14 protein-coding genes and 3 pseudogenes are annotated in these 18,086 nt (G+C 43.7%); 6 read left to right on the forward strand and 11 right to left on the reverse strand.

Going from position 1 to position 18,086, the window contains the following annotated elements; all coding sequences use genetic code 11:
• Positions 1–89: 89 nt before the first annotated feature.
• From potC to potA, 3 genes are read right to left on the reverse strand one after another with little or no spacing between them, the layout of a single operon-like run.
• Positions 90–869 (reverse strand): spermidine/putrescine ABC transporter permease PotC, encoded by a 780-nt coding sequence (potC, locus tag Xbud_RS05500; RefSeq protein ID WP_099135115.1) that lies wholly within the window; start codon positions 867–869, stop codon positions 90–92.
• Positions 866–1,726, reverse strand: coding sequence for a spermidine/putrescine ABC transporter permease PotB (gene potB, locus Xbud_RS05505; RefSeq protein ID WP_099135116.1), 861 nt, complete (start codon positions 1,724–1,726; stop codon positions 866–868). Before potB ends, potC begins: the two co-directional genes overlap by 4 nt.
• The gene (gene potA, locus Xbud_RS05510) at positions 1,710–2,825 is read right to left on the reverse strand and encodes a spermidine/putrescine ABC transporter ATP-binding protein PotA (RefSeq protein WP_099135117.1); all 1,116 of its coding nucleotides are present in this window, start codon (positions 2,823–2,825) and stop codon (positions 1,710–1,712) included. Before potA ends, potB begins: the two co-directional genes overlap by 17 nt.
• A gap of 971 nt (positions 2,826–3,796) precedes the next feature.
• On the opposite strand from potA, the gene fruB reads away from it, so the two are divergent.
• From fruB to Xbud_RS05540, 5 genes and pseudogenes are all read left to right on the forward strand, one after another.
• Positions 3,797–4,960: a fused PTS fructose transporter subunit IIA/HPr protein gene (gene fruB / locus Xbud_RS05520; protein WP_099135119.1), complete on the forward strand. Its 1,164-nt coding sequence runs from the start codon at positions 3,797–3,799 to the stop codon at positions 4,958–4,960.
• A gap of 11 nt (positions 4,961–4,971) precedes the next feature.
• Positions 4,972–5,928, forward strand: a complete 957-nt coding sequence (gene fruK, locus Xbud_RS05525; protein ID WP_099135149.1) for a 1-phosphofructokinase — start codon at positions 4,972–4,974, stop codon at positions 5,926–5,928.
• Between the two features lie 28 nt (positions 5,929–5,956).
• Positions 5,957–7,642 (forward strand): PTS fructose transporter subunit IIBC, encoded by a 1,686-nt coding sequence (fruA, locus tag Xbud_RS05530; RefSeq protein ID WP_099135120.1) that lies wholly within the window; start codon positions 5,957–5,959, stop codon positions 7,640–7,642.
• 209 nt (positions 7,643–7,851) lie between these two features.
• Positions 7,852–8,079 (forward strand): annotated as a pseudogene (locus tag Xbud_RS20385) (type II toxin-antitoxin system Phd/YefM family antitoxin).
• Positions 8,080–8,144: 65 nt separating this feature from the next.
• On the forward strand, positions 8,145–8,441 hold the full coding sequence (locus Xbud_RS05540; protein ID WP_099135121.1) for a plasmid stabilization protein: 297 nt from the start codon (positions 8,145–8,147) through the stop codon (positions 8,439–8,441).
• A gap of 806 nt (positions 8,442–9,247) precedes the next feature.
• Here the strand turns inward: Xbud_RS05540 and Xbud_RS05550 are convergent.
• The 8 genes and pseudogenes from Xbud_RS05550 to Xbud_RS05580 form a co-directional block, all read right to left on the reverse strand.
• Positions 9,248–9,431, reverse strand: a pseudogene (locus Xbud_RS05550) (IS1634 family transposase); the annotation flags it as partial.
• A 24-nt stretch (positions 9,432–9,455) separates the two neighbouring features.
• Positions 9,456–9,899: a type II toxin-antitoxin system TacA family antitoxin gene (locus Xbud_RS05555; RefSeq protein WP_244589856.1), complete on the reverse strand. Its 444-nt coding sequence runs from the start codon at positions 9,897–9,899 to the stop codon at positions 9,456–9,458.
• Between the two features lies 1 nt (position 9,900).
• Positions 9,901–10,860, reverse strand: coding sequence for a sugar kinase (locus Xbud_RS05560; protein WP_099135124.1), 960 nt, complete (start codon positions 10,858–10,860; stop codon positions 9,901–9,903).
• Positions 10,861–10,863: 3 nt separating this feature from the next.
• Complete coding sequence (gene uxaC, locus Xbud_RS05565; RefSeq protein WP_099135125.1) at positions 10,864–12,303, reverse strand: glucuronate isomerase; 1,440 nt, start codon at positions 12,301–12,303, stop codon at positions 10,864–10,866.
• A gap of 18 nt (positions 12,304–12,321) precedes the next feature.
• Positions 12,322–13,797: a fructuronate reductase gene (locus Xbud_RS20130; protein ID WP_211283497.1), complete on the reverse strand. Its 1,476-nt coding sequence runs from the start codon at positions 13,795–13,797 to the stop codon at positions 12,322–12,324.
• Positions 13,789–14,970, reverse strand: a pseudogene (gene uxuA, locus Xbud_RS20135) (mannonate dehydratase); the annotation flags it as partial. The pseudogene uxuA and the gene Xbud_RS20130, both read right to left, overlap by 9 nt.
• Before the next feature lie 14 nt (positions 14,971–14,984).
• The gene (locus Xbud_RS05575; RefSeq protein ID WP_099135127.1) at positions 14,985–16,283 is read right to left on the reverse strand and encodes a TRAP transporter large permease; all 1,299 of its coding nucleotides are present in this window, start codon (positions 16,281–16,283) and stop codon (positions 14,985–14,987) included.
• A 34-nt stretch (positions 16,284–16,317) separates the two neighbouring features.
• Entirely contained in the window at positions 16,318–16,824 is a 507-nt protein-coding gene (locus Xbud_RS05580; RefSeq protein WP_099135128.1) for a TRAP transporter small permease, read from the reverse strand.
• Positions 16,825–17,090: 266 nt separating this feature from the next.
• Between Xbud_RS05580 and Xbud_RS05585 the strand changes: the two genes are divergently transcribed.
• A complete protein-coding gene (locus tag Xbud_RS05585) occupies positions 17,091–18,083 on the forward strand; it encodes a TRAP transporter substrate-binding protein (protein WP_099135129.1) in 993 nt (330 codons plus the stop codon).
• Positions 18,084–18,086 lie beyond the last annotated feature (3 nt).

Genomic DNA, 18,086 nt, shown 5'->3' on the forward strand with positions numbered 1-18,086 from the left:
TGGGAAAGAAATTCTGGTTAATTGAGATAAAAATGATGTTATTAGTGAAGTAAAAGCGCAGCCAACTTGTGACTACGCTTAAATTAAAGTTAAGACTTACCTGTACGATCACGCATCACAAGCTGGCTAATCAGCACTAATACCAGTGACATAGCCAATAAAATAGCGGCTAGTGCGTTTACTTCCGGTGAAATGCCCACTTTTACCATTGAATAGATCTTAAGTGGCAGGATTTCATAACTCGGCCCCGTCACAAATGAAGAAACAACGACATCATCCATCGACAGGGTAAAACTCAGCAACCATCCCGCCATAACTGCTGGCATCGCCAACGGCAGGATAATATTACGCAGGATAGTCAGTTCACTCGCTCCTAAATCGCGGGCTGCTTCCAGCATTTTGACATCAAAATCTTTCAGACGGGAATAGACAGTCACCACCACAAACGGTAAACAAAAAGTGATGTGAGAAAACAATAGTGACCAGAATCCCAGTGAAACGCCCAGCAGCATAAACAGCACCAGCAATGAAATCGCCATCACAATATCCGGCGACATCATCACCACAAACAGCATACCGCTAACAAACTTTTTGCCACGGAATGAATAACGATACAGGGCAACCGCAGTCAATGACCCAATCATCGTAGCAAATGTGGCGGAAACAACCGCCATTGTCAGAGAATGCCCTGCGGCTTGCAGCAGGCTGTCATTACTGAATAACAGGCTATACCATTCTGTCGTGAACCCCTGCCAACTAATACCAAAGCGTGACTGGTTAAACGAACTTACCAGCAGAATAATAATCGGGATATACAGGTAAGCGTAAACGATGATCATAAAACCACCGCGCAACAAGCGTCCGATCATTCCAGTTCCACCTTCTTGTTCAGCAGTTTAGCCGCACGATAGTAAACCCATAACATCAGCCCCATGACCAACGTCAGACAGATACTGGTCGCTGCGCCAAACGGCCAATCGCGAATGTTGAGGAACTGACTTTTAATCACATTACCAATCAGCAGGTTTTTCGCCCCACCCATCAAATCAGCCACGTAGAACAGCCCCATCGCAGGCAGCAGAACCAACAGGCAGCCAGCAATAATACCCGGCATAGTCAGCGGTATGATGATACGGATAAAAGTCTGCACTTTTCCTGCTCCCAGATCACGTGCCGCTTCCAGACAGGATTTATCCAGCTTCTCAATACTGGAATAGAGAGGCATCACCATAAATGGCAGCAGAATATAAACCAGACCCAACACCACTGCTTCGGGGGTATACATAAGGCGCAGCGGTTTATCGATAATCCCAGTCCACAGCAAAAAATCATTCATATAACCGCGGGTACTGAGAAACATCTTCAAACCATAAATACGGATTAAAGAATTCGTCCAGAATGGCAGGATAAGCAGGAACAATAGCAGTGGGCGCAGCTTTTTCGGCATCCGCGCCATAAAAAAGGCAAATGGATAGCCAATCACCAGACAACACAACGTTGCAACGATAGCCATATTCAGCGAGTGTATCAGCACCTCGGCATATAGCGGATCGAACAAGCGGGTATAGTTATCCAGCGAAAAGACCATCTGTACCAGATTAGCATCATCACGAGTCAGAAAGCTGGTTCCGATAATCATCAAGTTCGGCAGAAAAACAAACAGCATCAGCCAAAAAACTATGCCTGTAATGACAATATTCTGGAATAGTTTACGCGTCTTCTTCATCAACCAGCACAACCTCCCAGCTTTCTACCCAAGTGACAGCAATCTTCTGGTTCAGGGAATGGTCAACATCGGGATCATCTTCATTGAAGAACTCACTCACCATGACCATTTTGCCGTTTTCCATCTCGACCACTGAATCCAGCGTCATGCCTTTGTAGTTACGTTCACGCACATAACCAATCAGACCTGACACCTGCTCACCATTGTTGATCTCCTCTACACGCAAATCTTCCGGGCGTAGCAGTACCTTCAACGTTTGTCCGGCGGTTACTGGCAGAGGTGTGAAGATGTCACATTCATGACCTTCCACATCAGCACGTATGCGTTGCTCATCAACACGATGCAATACTTGGGCATCAAAAATATTGATTTCACCGATAAAGCGGGCAACAAACAGATTTTTCGGCTCTTCGTAGATCTCTCTGGGTGTGCCATCCTGTTCAATATATCCATCACGCATAACCACAATACGATCAGACATCACCAGCGCTTCTTCCTGATCATGCGTCACGAAAATAAAGGTGATACCAAGTTTACGCTGGAGCGCTTTCAATTCGTTCTGCATCTGCTTACGCAGCTTATAATCGAGCGCAGACAGCGATTCATCCAACAGAAGAACCTTCGGTTTGTTCACAACCGCACGGGCAATCGCCACACGTTGCTGCTGCCCGCCGGAAAGCTGGGCGGGTTTACGCTGGGCAAACTCTTCAAGCTGCACCATACGTAATGCTTCTTCAACACGCGGAGCAATCTCTTTTTCCGGTGTTTTTTGCATACGTAGCCCAAAAGCAACATTTTCAAATACGGTCATGTGGGGGAACAGGGCATAACTCTGGAAAACCGTATTAACGTGACGGTGCTCGGCGGGAATATCGGTAATATCCTGCCCTTCCAGTAAAATTTTGCCGCTGTCAGCATCTTCCAGCCCGGCGATCAGACGAAGTACTGTGGTTTTACCACAACCGGATGGCCCAAGAATGGTCAAGAACTCGCCATCATTGATTGTCAGATCGAGCTGTGAAATAACTTGTTTGCCGTCGAAGCCCTTACTCAAGGCTTTTAGTTCAACGAGTGGTATCAGAGAGGTATTCTCAGTCATTTATGCTATCATCTATCCCTTGGAATAATGCAGATAGAACCGCCACGGGAAAAGACTGTGTCAGCTAGCAGGAGGCATCATTTCTCCGCTGAAGCTCAAAGCCAGTGGCGCCGGTTGAAATTACGAAGCGCGCATAATAAACGCAGTACGCCGAAATTGAAAGCTGAAATAATGGCAATAAGCCATTTTTTATTAACATTTCATGAATGGTGACATTTCATGCCATTCTGAACCCAAATTATCCAGTTGGAAATAATTTTTATTGATTATTTTTTACACTAAAAAACCTTTTTTCTTTCAAAAGATTACTAAGACTATCAAAACCTTCCTTCACCTCAATCATTTCATTATCCAACTCACTAAAGCCACCAACCAACAGGATACTGATATTCTCCTTTCGTCATAACATACTGACGCCTTTTTCATACCAATGATCACCATACAAAAAATTCTTTTCTGTTGATGTAATACATTCGTTTATTAGAATTATTTTTTATTATTTTAATAATGAATTTTATAATTAATTATTTTCACTGAGATACAAATAATTAAGATCGCTATCACCCTTTAGAAAAATAATCAAAAACCTTACTTTACTCTTTAACGCTTTAGAGATACTTTCCAAATAATATAGATAATTAGCAATATCTGTTTGTATTGTTAAAAATCAAAAAATAAATAATTAATTAGTAACTTTGAAAAATTGTCATCAATTAAGATCGCATTATACTCTTGCTCTTCTAATATTGGCCAGCATTTATTAGCCAGCATTAGTATTAATGCGATCTCAATATGAAAAATAAAACTATTCGGCTTATTCAATAACAAAAATAACGTGAATTTATTCAATGTCATTCTTTCTTTCACTCAAAAAACTGAATCGTTTCAATAAACTGTATTCCCTTGGGTTTCAAGATGCAGCGTAACCAACAACACTGCAACTTGAAAGATAACAGGGAAAGGGAGGAAAAATGTTTCATCTAACATTACAAGATATCCATCTGGCAGCACATGCTGACAACAAAGAAAATGCTATTCAACAAGTTGCCAACGCTCTGGCTGCTGCGGGATATGCCAGTAAAGAGTACGTTGACGGGATGCTGGAACGTGAAACACAGTCTTCAACCTATCTGGGTAATGGTATTGCCATTCCACATGGAACCCATGCCACCCGCAATGACGTGCTGAATACAGGCGTACAAGTCATGCAATTCCCAAATGGCGTTACATGGAGCGACAGCCAAACCGTCTACATCGTTATCGGGATTGCTGCAAGATCTGACGAACACCTTGAACTTCTGCATCAACTGATCCCCATTATCAGTGATGAAAACTGTACCAAACAGATGGCAAAAGCCACCTCAGTTGATGAGTTATACCACTTATTCATGAACCCAAGACAAGCCTACCTGCTGGACACTTCCACCATCACATTGGATATTGATGTACATGATCTGACAACTTTGCAGGCTCTGAACATCGCCCGCTTGCAACAAATCAGCGCAGTAACTACAGAATTTATTGCCGATATTCTCACCACCCCACCAATATACCTCGGACAAGGGATCTGGTTAAATGACAGTTCGCAAGGCAGCCTGCGTAATACTGTTGCCATCGCCCGCCCTAAAAAACCTTTTACTATAGATACAAACACTATTGATAAACAGCCTGTCGGGCTGCTATTCACCATCGCCTACGCCGACGAGCAACTGCATAATCTGTTGAACCATCTCAACACCCTGCTTCAACAAGGGAATGGAGAACATCTGATATGCGCTCAGGATCACGCAGCTCTTATTGCACTACTAACAACAGATATCCCCCTACAAAAACCAGTACCACAAAAAGAAAACGCCCTGACCGCAGATTTTATTCTGCCCAATGAACATGGCCTGCATACCCGCCCTAGCGCACTGCTGGTTAACACCATCAAACAATTCCGCAGCCAAATCACCATCGCCCATCTTGACGGCAATAGCATTCCCATTGATGGACGAAAACTGATGCAAGTCGCTGGATTGGGAGTCAAACAAGGAGAACGAATTCGCTTTACCGCTATTGGTTCAGATGCCAAAGAAGCACTGACCGCCATCGAATCTCTGATTGACAACAAACTGGGTGAGAAGATGGCATGAGTACGGACAGCATCAATAAAAGAGTCGCAACCATTACCCTGAATCCGGCTTATGATTTGGTCGGATTAACCGGAAATATTAAAATCGGCGAAGTTAATCGTATCCAGACTGCTGGATTATATCCGGCTGGCAAAGGTATCAACGTTGCGAAGATCCTCAGAACCCTTGGCATTGACGTTACTGTGGGGGGCTTTCTGGGTAAAGAGAACCAAACCAGCTTTCAAAAAACCTTCGCAGAGCTCGGCATGACCAACCACTTCCAGATAGTGGAAGGCCGGACACGCATCAACGTCAAACTTACCGAACAAAACGGCCTTGTCACCGATTTCAACTTTTCAGGCTTTACTGTCAGCAAAGAAGAGTGGCAGCACTTTGCCGAAAATTCCCTCACATGGCTTCGAGCATTCAACATGGTATGCGTCAGCGGCAGCCTGCCAGTAGGCGTTGAACTGGATGACTTTACCGATTGGATGCAGCGCCTGCGCGAAGTTTGCATGTGTGTCGTGTTCGATAGCAGTCGGGAAGCCTTCACTGCCGGAATCAAAGCCCAACCGTGGATGGTCAAACCGAACCAACATGAACTAGAGCTCTGGATTGGCCGACCTTTGCCCACACAAGAAGACATCATTTCGGCCGCCTATCAACTGCGCACAGAGGGGATCTCACATGTCATCGTCTCCTTAGGGGCAGAAGGCGCCATTTTAGTCAACTCAACGGGATCATGGCTCGCCAGACCACCACACTGTGAAATCGTCAGTACCGTCGGCGCGGGCGATGCCATGGTCGGTGGCCTGATTTACGGCCTGATGATGGGACAACCTTGCGAACATACATTACGCCTCGCCACCGCCATTTCAGCCATGACCGTCAGCCAGAGCAATGTTGGCAATATCGACCGCCAACAACTCGCTCAATTGATGACAAAAGTAGAACTCATTTCGTTAAAAAACCAATCACCGAAAAATTAAGAAAAAACAATAAAAAGAAGAGAATTTCATGAAAACATTGATTATTAGCAACGATAAACAGAAACAGGCTCGCGCTTACCTCGCCAAACATACACTAGAAAATATCGCTGCCCAACACAGCTTGATCCTCACTACCGATATAAACAAGGCCAAATTGGTAATCATCATTGGGGGATCTGCACCAATTAGCCTTAACCTGCACGGCAAAAAAGTTTTTATCGGCTCCGCAGAACAAGCGATCCGCGAACCTGTAACGTTTCTCCACCATGCCAAAACAGAAGCCAGTGTTTATCAACAACAGTACTCAGCCAACACAACAGAGAATGTCACTCAGCAAAAACCAATAAACATCGTTGCCATCACCGCCTGCCCGACTGGTGTCGCCCATACCTTTATGGCGGCCAAAGCATTGGAAACGGAAGCACAAAAACGCGGTTGGAAAATCAAAGTGGAAACCCGTGGCTCCGTGGGAACCGATAACACCCTAACCGATACTGAAATCGCGGTAGCGGATTTGGTGATTGTGGCGGCAGATATCGACGTAGATCTCTCACCATTCTCCGGCAAGTGCCTTTATCGTACCTCCACAAGCGCAGCCTTGAAAAAAACTGCCAATGAGCTGGACAAGGCCCTGACCGAAGCCAAGACTTACACCGCCACAGACAACAATCCCGTATCCGACAACAAAAAACAGGAAAGTACCAGCGTCTATCAACACCTGATGACCGGCGTTTCCTATATGCTCCCGATGGTCGTCGCGGGTGGACTGTGCATCGCCTTGTCATTTGTCTTCGGTATCGAAGCATTTAAAGAACCTGGCACACTGGCGGCAGCCCTGATGCAAATCGGCGGCGGCTCCGCACTTGCCCTGATGGTGCCCGTACTCGCAGGTTACATCGCCTACTCCATTGCAGGACGTACCGGACTGGCTCCCGGCCTTGTCGGCGGTATGCTCGCCATCAGTACCGGGGCAGGATTCCTCGGCGGGATCATCGCAGGATTCCTTGCCGGTTACGTTGCCAGCCTACTGACAACCAAACTGTATCTACCGCAAAGCATGGAAGCATTAAAACCGATTCTGATCATTCCGCTGGTCGCAACGTTGGTAACAGGATTAACCATGATTTACGTTGTAGGAAAACCCGTTGCAGCAATTATGGAGTGGCTGACCCATTGGCTGAAATCAATGGGAACCACCAACGCCATTATCCTCGGCGCAATACTGGGCGGCATGATGTGTACTGATATGGGCGGGCCAGTGAACAAAGCAGCTTATGCGTTCGGTGTGGGATTGTTGAGCGCACAGAGTTATGGCCCGATGGCGGCAATTATGGCGGCGGGCATGGTTCCACCATTAGCCATGTGGCTGGCGACAGTAATTGCGAGAAATAAATTTAACCAAAGTGAACGTGAAGGCGGAAAAGCAGCACTAGTGTTAGGGCTGTGTTTTATTACCGAAGCGACAATTCCCTTTGCGGCGAAAGATCCGGTAAGGGTATTGCCGAGTTGCATTCTGGGCGGCGCGGTGACCGGAGCACTCTCAATGTACTTCGGAACACAACTAATGGCACCACATGGCGGATTGTTTGTGTTGTTAATTCCGGGAGCAATTACACCCGTGTTGCCGTATTTAGGGGCGATTTTGGTTGGCACGGTGTTGACGGCAGGGGTTTATGGGGTGGTAAAGAGAAAAAATGTTGGGGGAATTGGTTGAGGTTTTTGCGGGGAGGAGTTGCGGTTATCTGCAACTCCAAAACTCCTCTAATTACCGGATAGATATACCTAACAGAGTTAGAACAACGCCACAATAGAACAAAAAACAGACATTGACCATGGTCTTTATATAGACTAAATTAAAACCTATTATTGAACGTAATGTCACTCTAAGTGGTGCGAACAGGAGATGCTCACCAGGAGCTTTAAATGAAAATTGAAACTATTTCCTTTATAAAAAAAGCACTCTGCAACACTAGAATTATCAGAACCAATATTAGCCACTCAGAATGGCTTACCAGCTTATGTAATTGAATCATATTAAGAAAGAAAAAAAGAGATGATGCAATTGCATTATTGAAACTATTGGCAATTTCTCAAAAAGATAAAGATGCAGGAAAACTATATTCACGTGAACAGCTATTGGAAGATCTGTAAATAATAAATAGTTAGAAAAAATACCTGATATTTTAATTAAGTATACGGAAACTTTTAAACATTCTTTGGGTGAAATTGCATCGTATTTGCGTGCAAAAGAACTTGAACCATTACCAATCATTCGAAAAATATTGGATGAGTTTGAGAAAAAAGTCAATTTTTCACCAACCTGCCGCCAAATATCACTTGAATTGGCCAAGTTAGGTGTAACAGACTATCGTGAATGTAATACTCAAAATGGTTATAAAGCAATCTACTCTATTGATTCTTACGAGTCTTCAGATATTGTTATTGCCCACGTCATTATTCATAAAAGGCAGGATATACAAGAATTGCTTTTTAATAGGATTATTTTATATTGATACAATTCCAATTTTTAATTTATATCAATACAGTGGGAATCTGAAGAATAATATGATGCAAACCCATTAGCCCTGCACCAATTAACCAAACCTATCTTTAAATTTTTTCGAGCTAATTCTTCTGTTCATCTGACTATTACAGTTAGGGCATAAATACTGTTTTTTACCTTCGATTTTCCACGTGTAATATTTTCTTTTGAAATTAGTGTTACAAACGTCACATCTACTTGGCTTAAAAATTGCTCCCAAAACCACCAATAAAATTATTACACCAATAACCCATCCCACGAGTTTCCTCCCATTTTGTCGAATCAGGTTTACCAAGGCTAATGTACAGCAAAGAAAATTATGAATACAATTATGAATACTCGGATACAACCTCATAGAGTTTAATTTACTACAATCTCTGCGTCATATGATAGAAACATCCTACTAAGAAGTTTAGCGTGATATTTTCAGAATTTCTGTTGGTTACCTATCCACAAAAGCGATTAGCGATTTAAAAAGATCAACCAATTGCAGTGTGTCAATTTTTCCCGTCGTTTTCAGGCATTGGTTGAGCGTTATAACGAGAGCCTATACGTAGATTTGTGTAATTACCAGATCAAATATTACATGCGATCCCATAATCACTTTTCAATTATTACGATCAACTCTAATGCTATACACTCTCTTTGGGTGGTCAAGTCTAGTACAAAGAAAACCATATGATACATTTCGCCACACTCACAACTTTGTCTGTATAGAATATATTCAATAACAGATCTTCATATCCGGGAAAAGGGAACCCTTTGTTTAAGCTCGATACGAATTTTATGCTCCAGCGTCGCATACATCATTAAACAGCATATCATGACCATCAATAACGCCTCTATCCGTTCTTGGTTTTTTCAGGAATCGAAAATCCCGCTTAACCTTTTGTTGGGCCTTATAATTAGCTAGCAATGCTTCAATATCGAGCCGTTCGTCAGCCATTCCATTGGTAGTTAAACTCCATAATCAAATACCTTACAATTATGTTGTTGAGTTATTTCTTCCATTATCATAGATATCCATAACATTATTATGGTATTTTGCTGCTTTTATTAGTTTCTCATTTGTTTTTGGCGGATTTTCTAACGCTGCAAATAGCGCATTTGCGCCAGCCATTGAGAGTTGTAATGTTTCAGTACGCTCAATAACATTAACATTTTTGGCTCTATCCATTGGCGCTTCAATAAGAAATTGAGAAAACGTTGCGCCAGAATAATCGGCTGTTCTTTGTATAATCTCTTGTTTTTCTAAAGATGTTTGTGCAACTAAATGGATTTCTTTGCGTTTTGAGTAGATGGGCATTTCAGCAACAGGCAGGCCATTATCTGCTAGTGCGTGACCAAGAGGAATGATATCTCTGGCTTCTTCAATAGCTATCACCGGCACGATTTTAATCTGACGCAAACGTATTATCATTTCTTGCATTTTAGTTATCTCCTAAAAAACGCGCGGTAACTCCTTGTGTCACTGCCTGCGGCACAATCGCACCTTTATGCTGTATTACAACTCCTGCGAGCTGATGTCCCATTAATGCTGAATCATAAATGGATTTCCCATTTAACAGCCCCGCGATAAAACCCGCATTAAAAGCATCACCTGCCGACGTGGTATCAATGACAGGTGTAACAGGTTGAGTCTTAATATGTTGCGTGGCATTGCAACCGCTTAAGTCACGATAAAAACAGCCCCGTTCACCCGCTTTGATAACAGCTTGTTTAACCCCCATTCTTTTCAGGCGATTAAAACTCTCCTTAATTGAAGTATCTCCCCATAGGCTCGCTTCATCATCGTCAGTGACTAACGCAATATCAGTGATGGCATACATTTGCTGATAATACTCACGGGCTTGCGCTTCATTTCCCCATAAGGCCGGACGATAGTTACTGTCAAAGAAAATCACTTTTTCTTCAGAAGATAACTGTTTCAAATCAATTAGCAACAATTGGCGATCATGTTCAGGCAAAATAGCCAGGCTGATCCCGCTGAGATAAAGCACATCCATGTTCTGCAATTGCTGGCGCAATCTGGGGTAATCAGGATGGCGCAAGAGATAACGCGCCGCCGAGTTATTGCGCCAGTAAAGAAACGTGCGCTCACCTTTTTCATCAAGTTGGATCAAGTATAAACCGGGTTGATGCGCGCTATCACGCAACACTAACGATGTATTAATGCCTTCTTGCTGCCAATGTGAGATCATGCCTTCACTCAAGGGATCAGTGCCCATCACCGTGGCGAAATGAACATCAACCGTATCGCCTCCAGCGCGAACCAGATAAACCGCACTATTCAGCACATCGCCGCCATAGCTCTGTATCATGGCACCAAATGGGATGCCATTTAACTCAATCATACATTCGCCAATCAGGGCAATTTTCCGCATCTGCATTCTTTAATCCTTCACGGCCTGAAAATAACGTTCAGCATTATTGAAGCAGATATCCTGAACTATCTGCCCCAGTATTTTTTCATCATGAGGGATTTCGCCATTTTCTACCCAGTTCCCCAGCATATTGCAGAGAATGCGACGAAAATATTCATGGCGGGTATAGGATAAGAAACTGCGTGAATCTGTCAGCATACCGACAAACTGGCTTAATAATCCTAATTGGGAGAGTTGTTCTAATTGACGCTGCATACCGTCTTTTTGATCGTTAAACCACCAGCCCGATCCAAATTGGATTTTGCCCCCGAGATTTTTCCCGCCTTGCACAAAGCTTCCGCCCTGAAAGTTGCCCGTCATGGTAGCTATCACTTCATTATCGCGAGGGTTTAAGCAATAGAGGATGGTCTTCGGTAATTGGTCTGTTTTATCCATCTCATCCAGCAAGCGAGATAATGGGTAAGCGATATGATTATCCCCGATGGAATCAAAGCCACTGTCTGGCCCTAACCGATTAAACATACGTGTGTTGTTATTACGCAAGGCACCAATATGCATTTGCATTACCCAGCCGCGTTTTGCGTACTGCTTACCTAACCAAACCAACACCGCTGTTGTGAATTGCGCGATTTCTAATTCACTGAGTGATTGCCCTTGTCTGCGCTTTTGCAAAATGATATCTAACACTTTTTCGTCAGGTATCGGCGCATAACGTAAATGTTCAATTCCATGATCCGATGCCACACAACCGTGATCCTGAAAGTGTTCGAGGCGACGCTCTAATGCTTGCAATAAATCAGCAAAACGCCCGATAGCGACATCTGCGGCTTCTCCTAACCATTCGAGATAGTCACAAAAACCCGGTAATTCAATTTTGAAGACTTTATCCGGGCGCCAGCTTGGTAAAACTTTGATGGTGAAATCTTTATCTTTAGCGATCTGTTGATGATATTCGAGAGAATCAATGGGATCATCCGTCGTTCCTGCCATGCGTACCTGCATTTGCTGCATAATGCCACGGGCAGAAAATTCAGGTTGAGAGAGTTTCTCGTTCGCCTCATGCCAGATAGCCTTTGCGGTATCAGGCCCAAATAATTTTCCGTTGATGCCAAAGGGGTGTCGCAACTCCAGATGTGTCCAGTGATAAAGTGGATTGCCGATCGTCAGGGGAACGGTGTTCGCCCATGCGAGGTATTTTTCGTAATCACTGCTTTCCGTACCAGTAATAAGCGCTTCTTCAATTCCTGCCGCACGCATCGCACGCCATTTATAATGATCGCCCTCCAGCCAGATTTGACCAAGATTGTGGAAACTGCGGTTTTGCGCGATCTCTTTTGGATTGAGGTGACAGTGATAATCATAGATAGGCATCAACGCCGCGTAATCATGGTAAAAGCTGCGGGCAACGTCGTTATTTAACAGGAAGTCTTCACACATAAAGGTTTTCATTATGTTTTTCCTCTATGGTCAAAGGGCGGCAACCGCTTGGCGTGCGCCAAAATTCAATAAGTTCTGGTAGGCTTTGGTTACGTTGTCGATAAACTCACAATTTTTTATTAATTTTTTACCGAAGATTGATTCAATTTCCAGCAGCTCTTTCACCATATCTTCCACCACAGCAACAGAATAATCGTATTTGGTAAAAATCGCAGCAAAGGTTTCTTTTAATGGATCTCGCACATCAATGGGTTGGCCTTGCTCATCCACGCCGCTGATATAACGCATCCAACCTGCTACACCGAGAGTTAAATGGCGATAATCGCTTCCTTGCACGAGATGCCATTCAATGGAATCAATCATGCGCTGTGGCAATTTCTGGCTGCCATCCATCGCAATTTGCCATGTCTGGTGTTTTAACGCTGGGTTAGTGAACCGTTCGATCAATTTATCCGCGTAAGCCATTAAGTCGCTATCTTCTGGCATCGGCAGTGTTGGTGCTTGTTCATTCAGCATCAGTGCATACACTGCCCGACGATAATCAGCATTCTTCATGGTATCGGAAATATACGTATAACCGCCCAAATAACCCAGGTAGGCCAGAAATGAGTGAGCGCCATTTAACATGCGTAATTTCATCATTTCAAATGGTGCCACATCATCCACAAATTGCGCACCAGCCAGATCCCAATCGGGACGCCCATTCACGAAGTTATCTTCAATCACCCATTGACGGAAAGGTTCGCAGGCAATAGCACACGGATCTTCAACACCTAGCTGTTGGGCAATTTCGGTTAACGTTTCTGGTGTAGCAGCCGGCACAATGCGATCCACCATCGTGCAGGGAAATGTCACTTGTTTTTCTATCCATAGTGCCAATTCTTCATCCTGCAAACGCGCCAGACCTAACACGGCCTCACGGGCAACATGCCCATTTTCCCGAACGTTATCGCACGACAAAATCGTCACGGCAGGCAGGCTTCGTTCAAAACGCAATTTTAATGCCGCAGTGATATATCCTATGGCTGATCTCGGCACAGCAGGATTAGCAATATCTTTAATAATCAACTCATTATTTGGATCTAAACGCCCTGTTGTGGCATCGGTACAATAGCCTTTTTCAGTTATTGTTAAAGAGATGATTGCGACATCAGGGTTCGCCATTTTTTCGATAATTGCCTGAGCACCATCAATTAATGGGTGCATCCCTTCTTTCATTGAGCCAATAATTTTTAATGTGTTTTCTCCCTGCCCTTTCTCTGAGACGGTATAGCGCATGGATTGTTTTTTAAGATTTTTAATCAGTGAAGCACCATTTAGCGTCAGATTAACTTCACAGTATCCCCAATCACTGTCTGTTTGTTCTAATACATGATGGGTATAAAGCGCCTGATGCGCACGATGAAATGCACCGCAGCCTAAATGCACAATGCGGGAAGTCAGGCGTTCGGTTGTCCAGTGAGGGCCTAGAACAGAGGTTATCGCAGTGACAAGATTTTTTTCCATGATGGCACGATGGATACCCAACTCAAGGCCACGAATTTCAGCCAGCCCTTTCAGGCGGCCGATTGCCGAATAGCCGGGGTTAATTTTCTTTTTCAAATCATCGAGTATTTGATGACCATGATCAGGCCGCATTGGAATCAGGTGATTTCCACCAGCCGCCAACCGACGATGTTCTTCTTCCGCAACCGCTTTGATCACTTCATACATATCCACATCACCAGCAAGATGTGCCGCTTCGTGGAACGTGGATGGGTTTTCTTCACGCACGGTTGAACGCAAATGGAGGAAATAGATACGGGAACCAAATGATTTGATCATCTTCACTAAATCATTATCCGCACGCACGCCATAAGATCCGGTGCACATCGTATAGCCATTGGCATTGCTGTCTATTGTTTCGGCTATCCAACGCATATCCTCGATCGTAGAAACAATGCGTGGCAGGCCTAAGATCTCACGCGGTGGATCATCAGGATGAACGGCCATTTTGATACCGATTTCTTCCGCTACCGGAATGATCTTTTGCAGGAAATAAGCAAAGTGCTCACGCAATTTGGCCTTATCAATTCCTGTATAACGTTTTAGGTGTTGGCGAAATTGTTCTAAGGTATAGCCTTCCTCTGCACCAGGAAGACCAGCGATAATCGTGTTTGTCAGTTTTTGTTTTTCTTCTTCTGTCATTGAAGTAAAGCGCGATTGTGCTTGCACAATTTCATCATCGGAATACGCTTTTCCTGCCCCACGGCGTTGCAAAATGTGGATATCAAAAACCGCAAATTCGATTTGATCAAAGCGCAGCGCTTTTGAGCCATCAGGTAATTCATATTCAAGATCAGTACGTGTCCAATCCAGAACAGGCATAAAGTTGTAGCATATCGTTTTGATCCCGCAGGCGGCGAGGTTACGCAAAGTTTGTTGATAATTTTCAATCCATCGATCGTACTCCCCGGTATGCGTCTTGATATCTTCATGAATGGGAACACTTTCTACAACTGTCCACTCAAGTTGACTGGCTTCAATCGGTGCTTTACGCTGTTCTATCTCCTCAATAGGCCAAACTTCGCCATTAGGAATATGGTGCAACGCCGTCACAATCCCTGTTGCTCCCGCCTGACGGATATCCGCTAATGAAACAGGATCTTCAGGCCCATACCAACGCCAAGTTTGTTTCATAATTCCCCCTATAACTAATTCAAGACTAATTCAGGTAACCATAAACTCAATTGCGGCAGATATGTCACCAGCGCCAGCGCCGAGATCAGCGCAATATACATCGGGAGCAGTGGCTTCAGTACCTTATCAATACTCACATCCCCCACAGAGCAACCCACAAATAAGGCACTGCCTACAGGAGGGGTACAAATCCCAATTGCCAAATTAAATGTCATGATGATGCCAAAATGAACAGGATCGATACCCATACTCATCGCAACGGGTAAAAAAATCGGCGTGAAGATCAAAATGGCAGGTGTCATATCCATAAAGATCCCCACAATCAGCAGGATGATATTAATGACTAGCAGAATGGTCAGCGGATTATCAGAAACCGTCATCAACGCATCCGCAATCAGATATGGCAGATCAGCATTGGCCATCGCCCAGGACATGCCCATTGATACGCCAATCAGCAGTAAAACAATAGATGTGGTCACGGCAGAATCAAGAATAATTTTGGGCAGTTGTTTGAAACTCACTTCGCGATAAATAACTACTGCGAGAATAAAACTGTAGAGAACGGCGATAGCTGATGCTTCTGTCGCCGTGAAGATCCCCGCAATAATCCCGCCCATAATCACCACAATTAGCATTAATGACGGTATTGCTTTCCACGCTGTAGCAAAAAATTCGCTCCATGTTGGCCGAGCAGCAACAGGATAGCGCTTCCTCTTGGCGAGAATGGCAGACACAATCATGAGTGAAATCCCCATAATAATGCCGGGGATATAACCCGCTAAGAACAAGGCAGCAATAGATGTCCCTCCTGAAACCAACGAGTACACAATCAAGGTGTTGCTGGGCGGGATCAGCAAACCAGAAGGACAAGAAGCGATGTTTACAGCAGCAGACAACTCAGGATCGTACCCTTCTTTTCTCTGCATCGGCGCCATTGTTCCCCCGACCGCAGCAGCAGATGCCACTGCCGAGCCTGAAATAGCCCCGAACAACATGTTCGCCATAATATTGACGTGCATTAATGATCCCGGCAAACGGCCGCCAATCACTTTAGCCAGATTGATCAAACGTGCAGCTATCCCGCCTTGGTTCATAATATTTCCGGCAAGAATAAAGAACGGGATCGCCAATAAAGAGAAATTATCTACTCCCGCAGCCATACGCTGTGCAACAACCGTGATCGCAGATTCCAGCGGCAATGTCATCGTAATGGCGACCAATGAAGATAAGCCGATTGCAAAAGAAACGGGGACACTCAATACCAATAATATTGTAAATGTACTAAAGAGTGCGGCAATGACATACCAATCCATACTCTACCCTCTTATCTACCCTTCATCTTGCAAGTTAATGATTCTCAGACACAACGGGTGGTTGACCAGAAAAATGTTGAACAATTGAGATCACATCAACGAGCGCATAGAAAATCATCAATATTCCACTAATAGGTAAACATAAATAGACATACCCCATTTTCCAGCCTAATACAGGTGTTATTTGACCATTTTCCAGTGTCGATGAAACAAGCAGGCTGCCACCATAAAGCAGTACAATGGAAGAAAATGAAATAATTGCTGCTTGAATAATCAGGCCGATAATATTTTTCTTTACTCCTGTTAATTTCATCATCAGCAACTCGATAGCAAGATGACGATGCTGCCCGGTGGTATATGCAGCACCAATCATTGCGACCCACATAAACAGATAACGTGCTAATTCATCTGTCTCGGTACTCGGTACGTCTAAGACATAACGTGAAATTACCTGCCATGACACACATAAAACCAGAAAGGCCAGCAGGCAGACGGTAAAAAACGCCAAACTTTTATTGGTAATCGTTACAAGGTTTTTCATTTATCCCATTCCTGTCATTTTGGTTTACCAATTAAAAACCACATAGAGATTATAATCTATACTAATCGCAACTAAAGATTTTGAAATAAGCACCTGAAAGGAATGTAATAGACCAAAAAATAAAAAAGGCAAACCAATAACATCTATTTTTGTGACAATGGAATACCAATCTTGATTTTGTTCTTTGCCCAATAAATGAAATCTGATTATTATTTACCCACAGAAGAAAATAACAAAAACCTATGCTCATTTCTGGAGAACCAATCATGCAGAACAACAAACGACAGGTTTTAGGTATAACAAGCATAGCGGCTGGCGTAATGTTTATGCTGAGCGCATCTCAGGCTTTCGCCGTGACAACGCTGAAACTTAGCCATAACCAGAACCGAGACCATGCTGTTCATAAAGCCATGACCGAGTTCGCTAACGAAGTGAAAGAAAAAACCAATGGGGAACTCCGTATTCGCATTTATTCTGATTCTCAATTGGGCAACCAACGTGAATCCATCGAATTGATGCAAAACGGTGCTTTGGATATTGCTAAATCTAATGCGGCAGAATTAGAAGCCTTCTCTCCGGCTTATTCCATTTTTAACCTGCCCTATTTATTCCGCGATAAAGCACACTATCAACAAGTCATCAATAGTGATATCGGTAAAGAAATCCTCGATTCAAGTCAAAACGTGGGATTTATTGGTCTCACTTATTATGATGCGGGTGCACGCAGTTTTTATGCGAAAAAACCGATTAGAACGCCTGAAGATCTAAACGGTTTGAAAATCCGCGTACAACCCAGTCCAACAGCAATTGCGATGGTGAAAGGATTGAAAGGAAATCCAACGCCATTAGCTTATGGTGAGCTCTATACCGCATTGCAACAAGGGGTTGTAGATGCGGCTGAGAACAACATTACTTCTTTTACGCTAAGCCGCCATGGTGAAGTGACAAAATTCTTTTCCCTGGATGAGCATACGATGATCCCTGATGTCCTGTTAATATCAAACAAATCATTGAATAAATTAACCACTGCACAGCAAGAGATTGTGAAGAAAGCGGCACTGAACTCCTCAAAATACATGATGCAACTTTGGGAAAAATCAGAACAGGAACAGCGTACAAAAGCAGAAAAACAAGGTGTTGAGTTTATTGTCGTGGATAAGACTCTCTTTCAAAACGCGGTTAACCCTATGTATGACGATATTGCCAGAACTCAACCGGAATTATTCGAAATGGTAAATCGAGTGCGTAAAGTAGAATAATTT

This window comes from Xenorhabdus budapestensis (genome assembly GCF_002632465.1).
Taxonomy (GTDB): Bacteria; Pseudomonadota; Gammaproteobacteria; order Enterobacterales; family Enterobacteriaceae; genus Xenorhabdus; species Xenorhabdus budapestensis.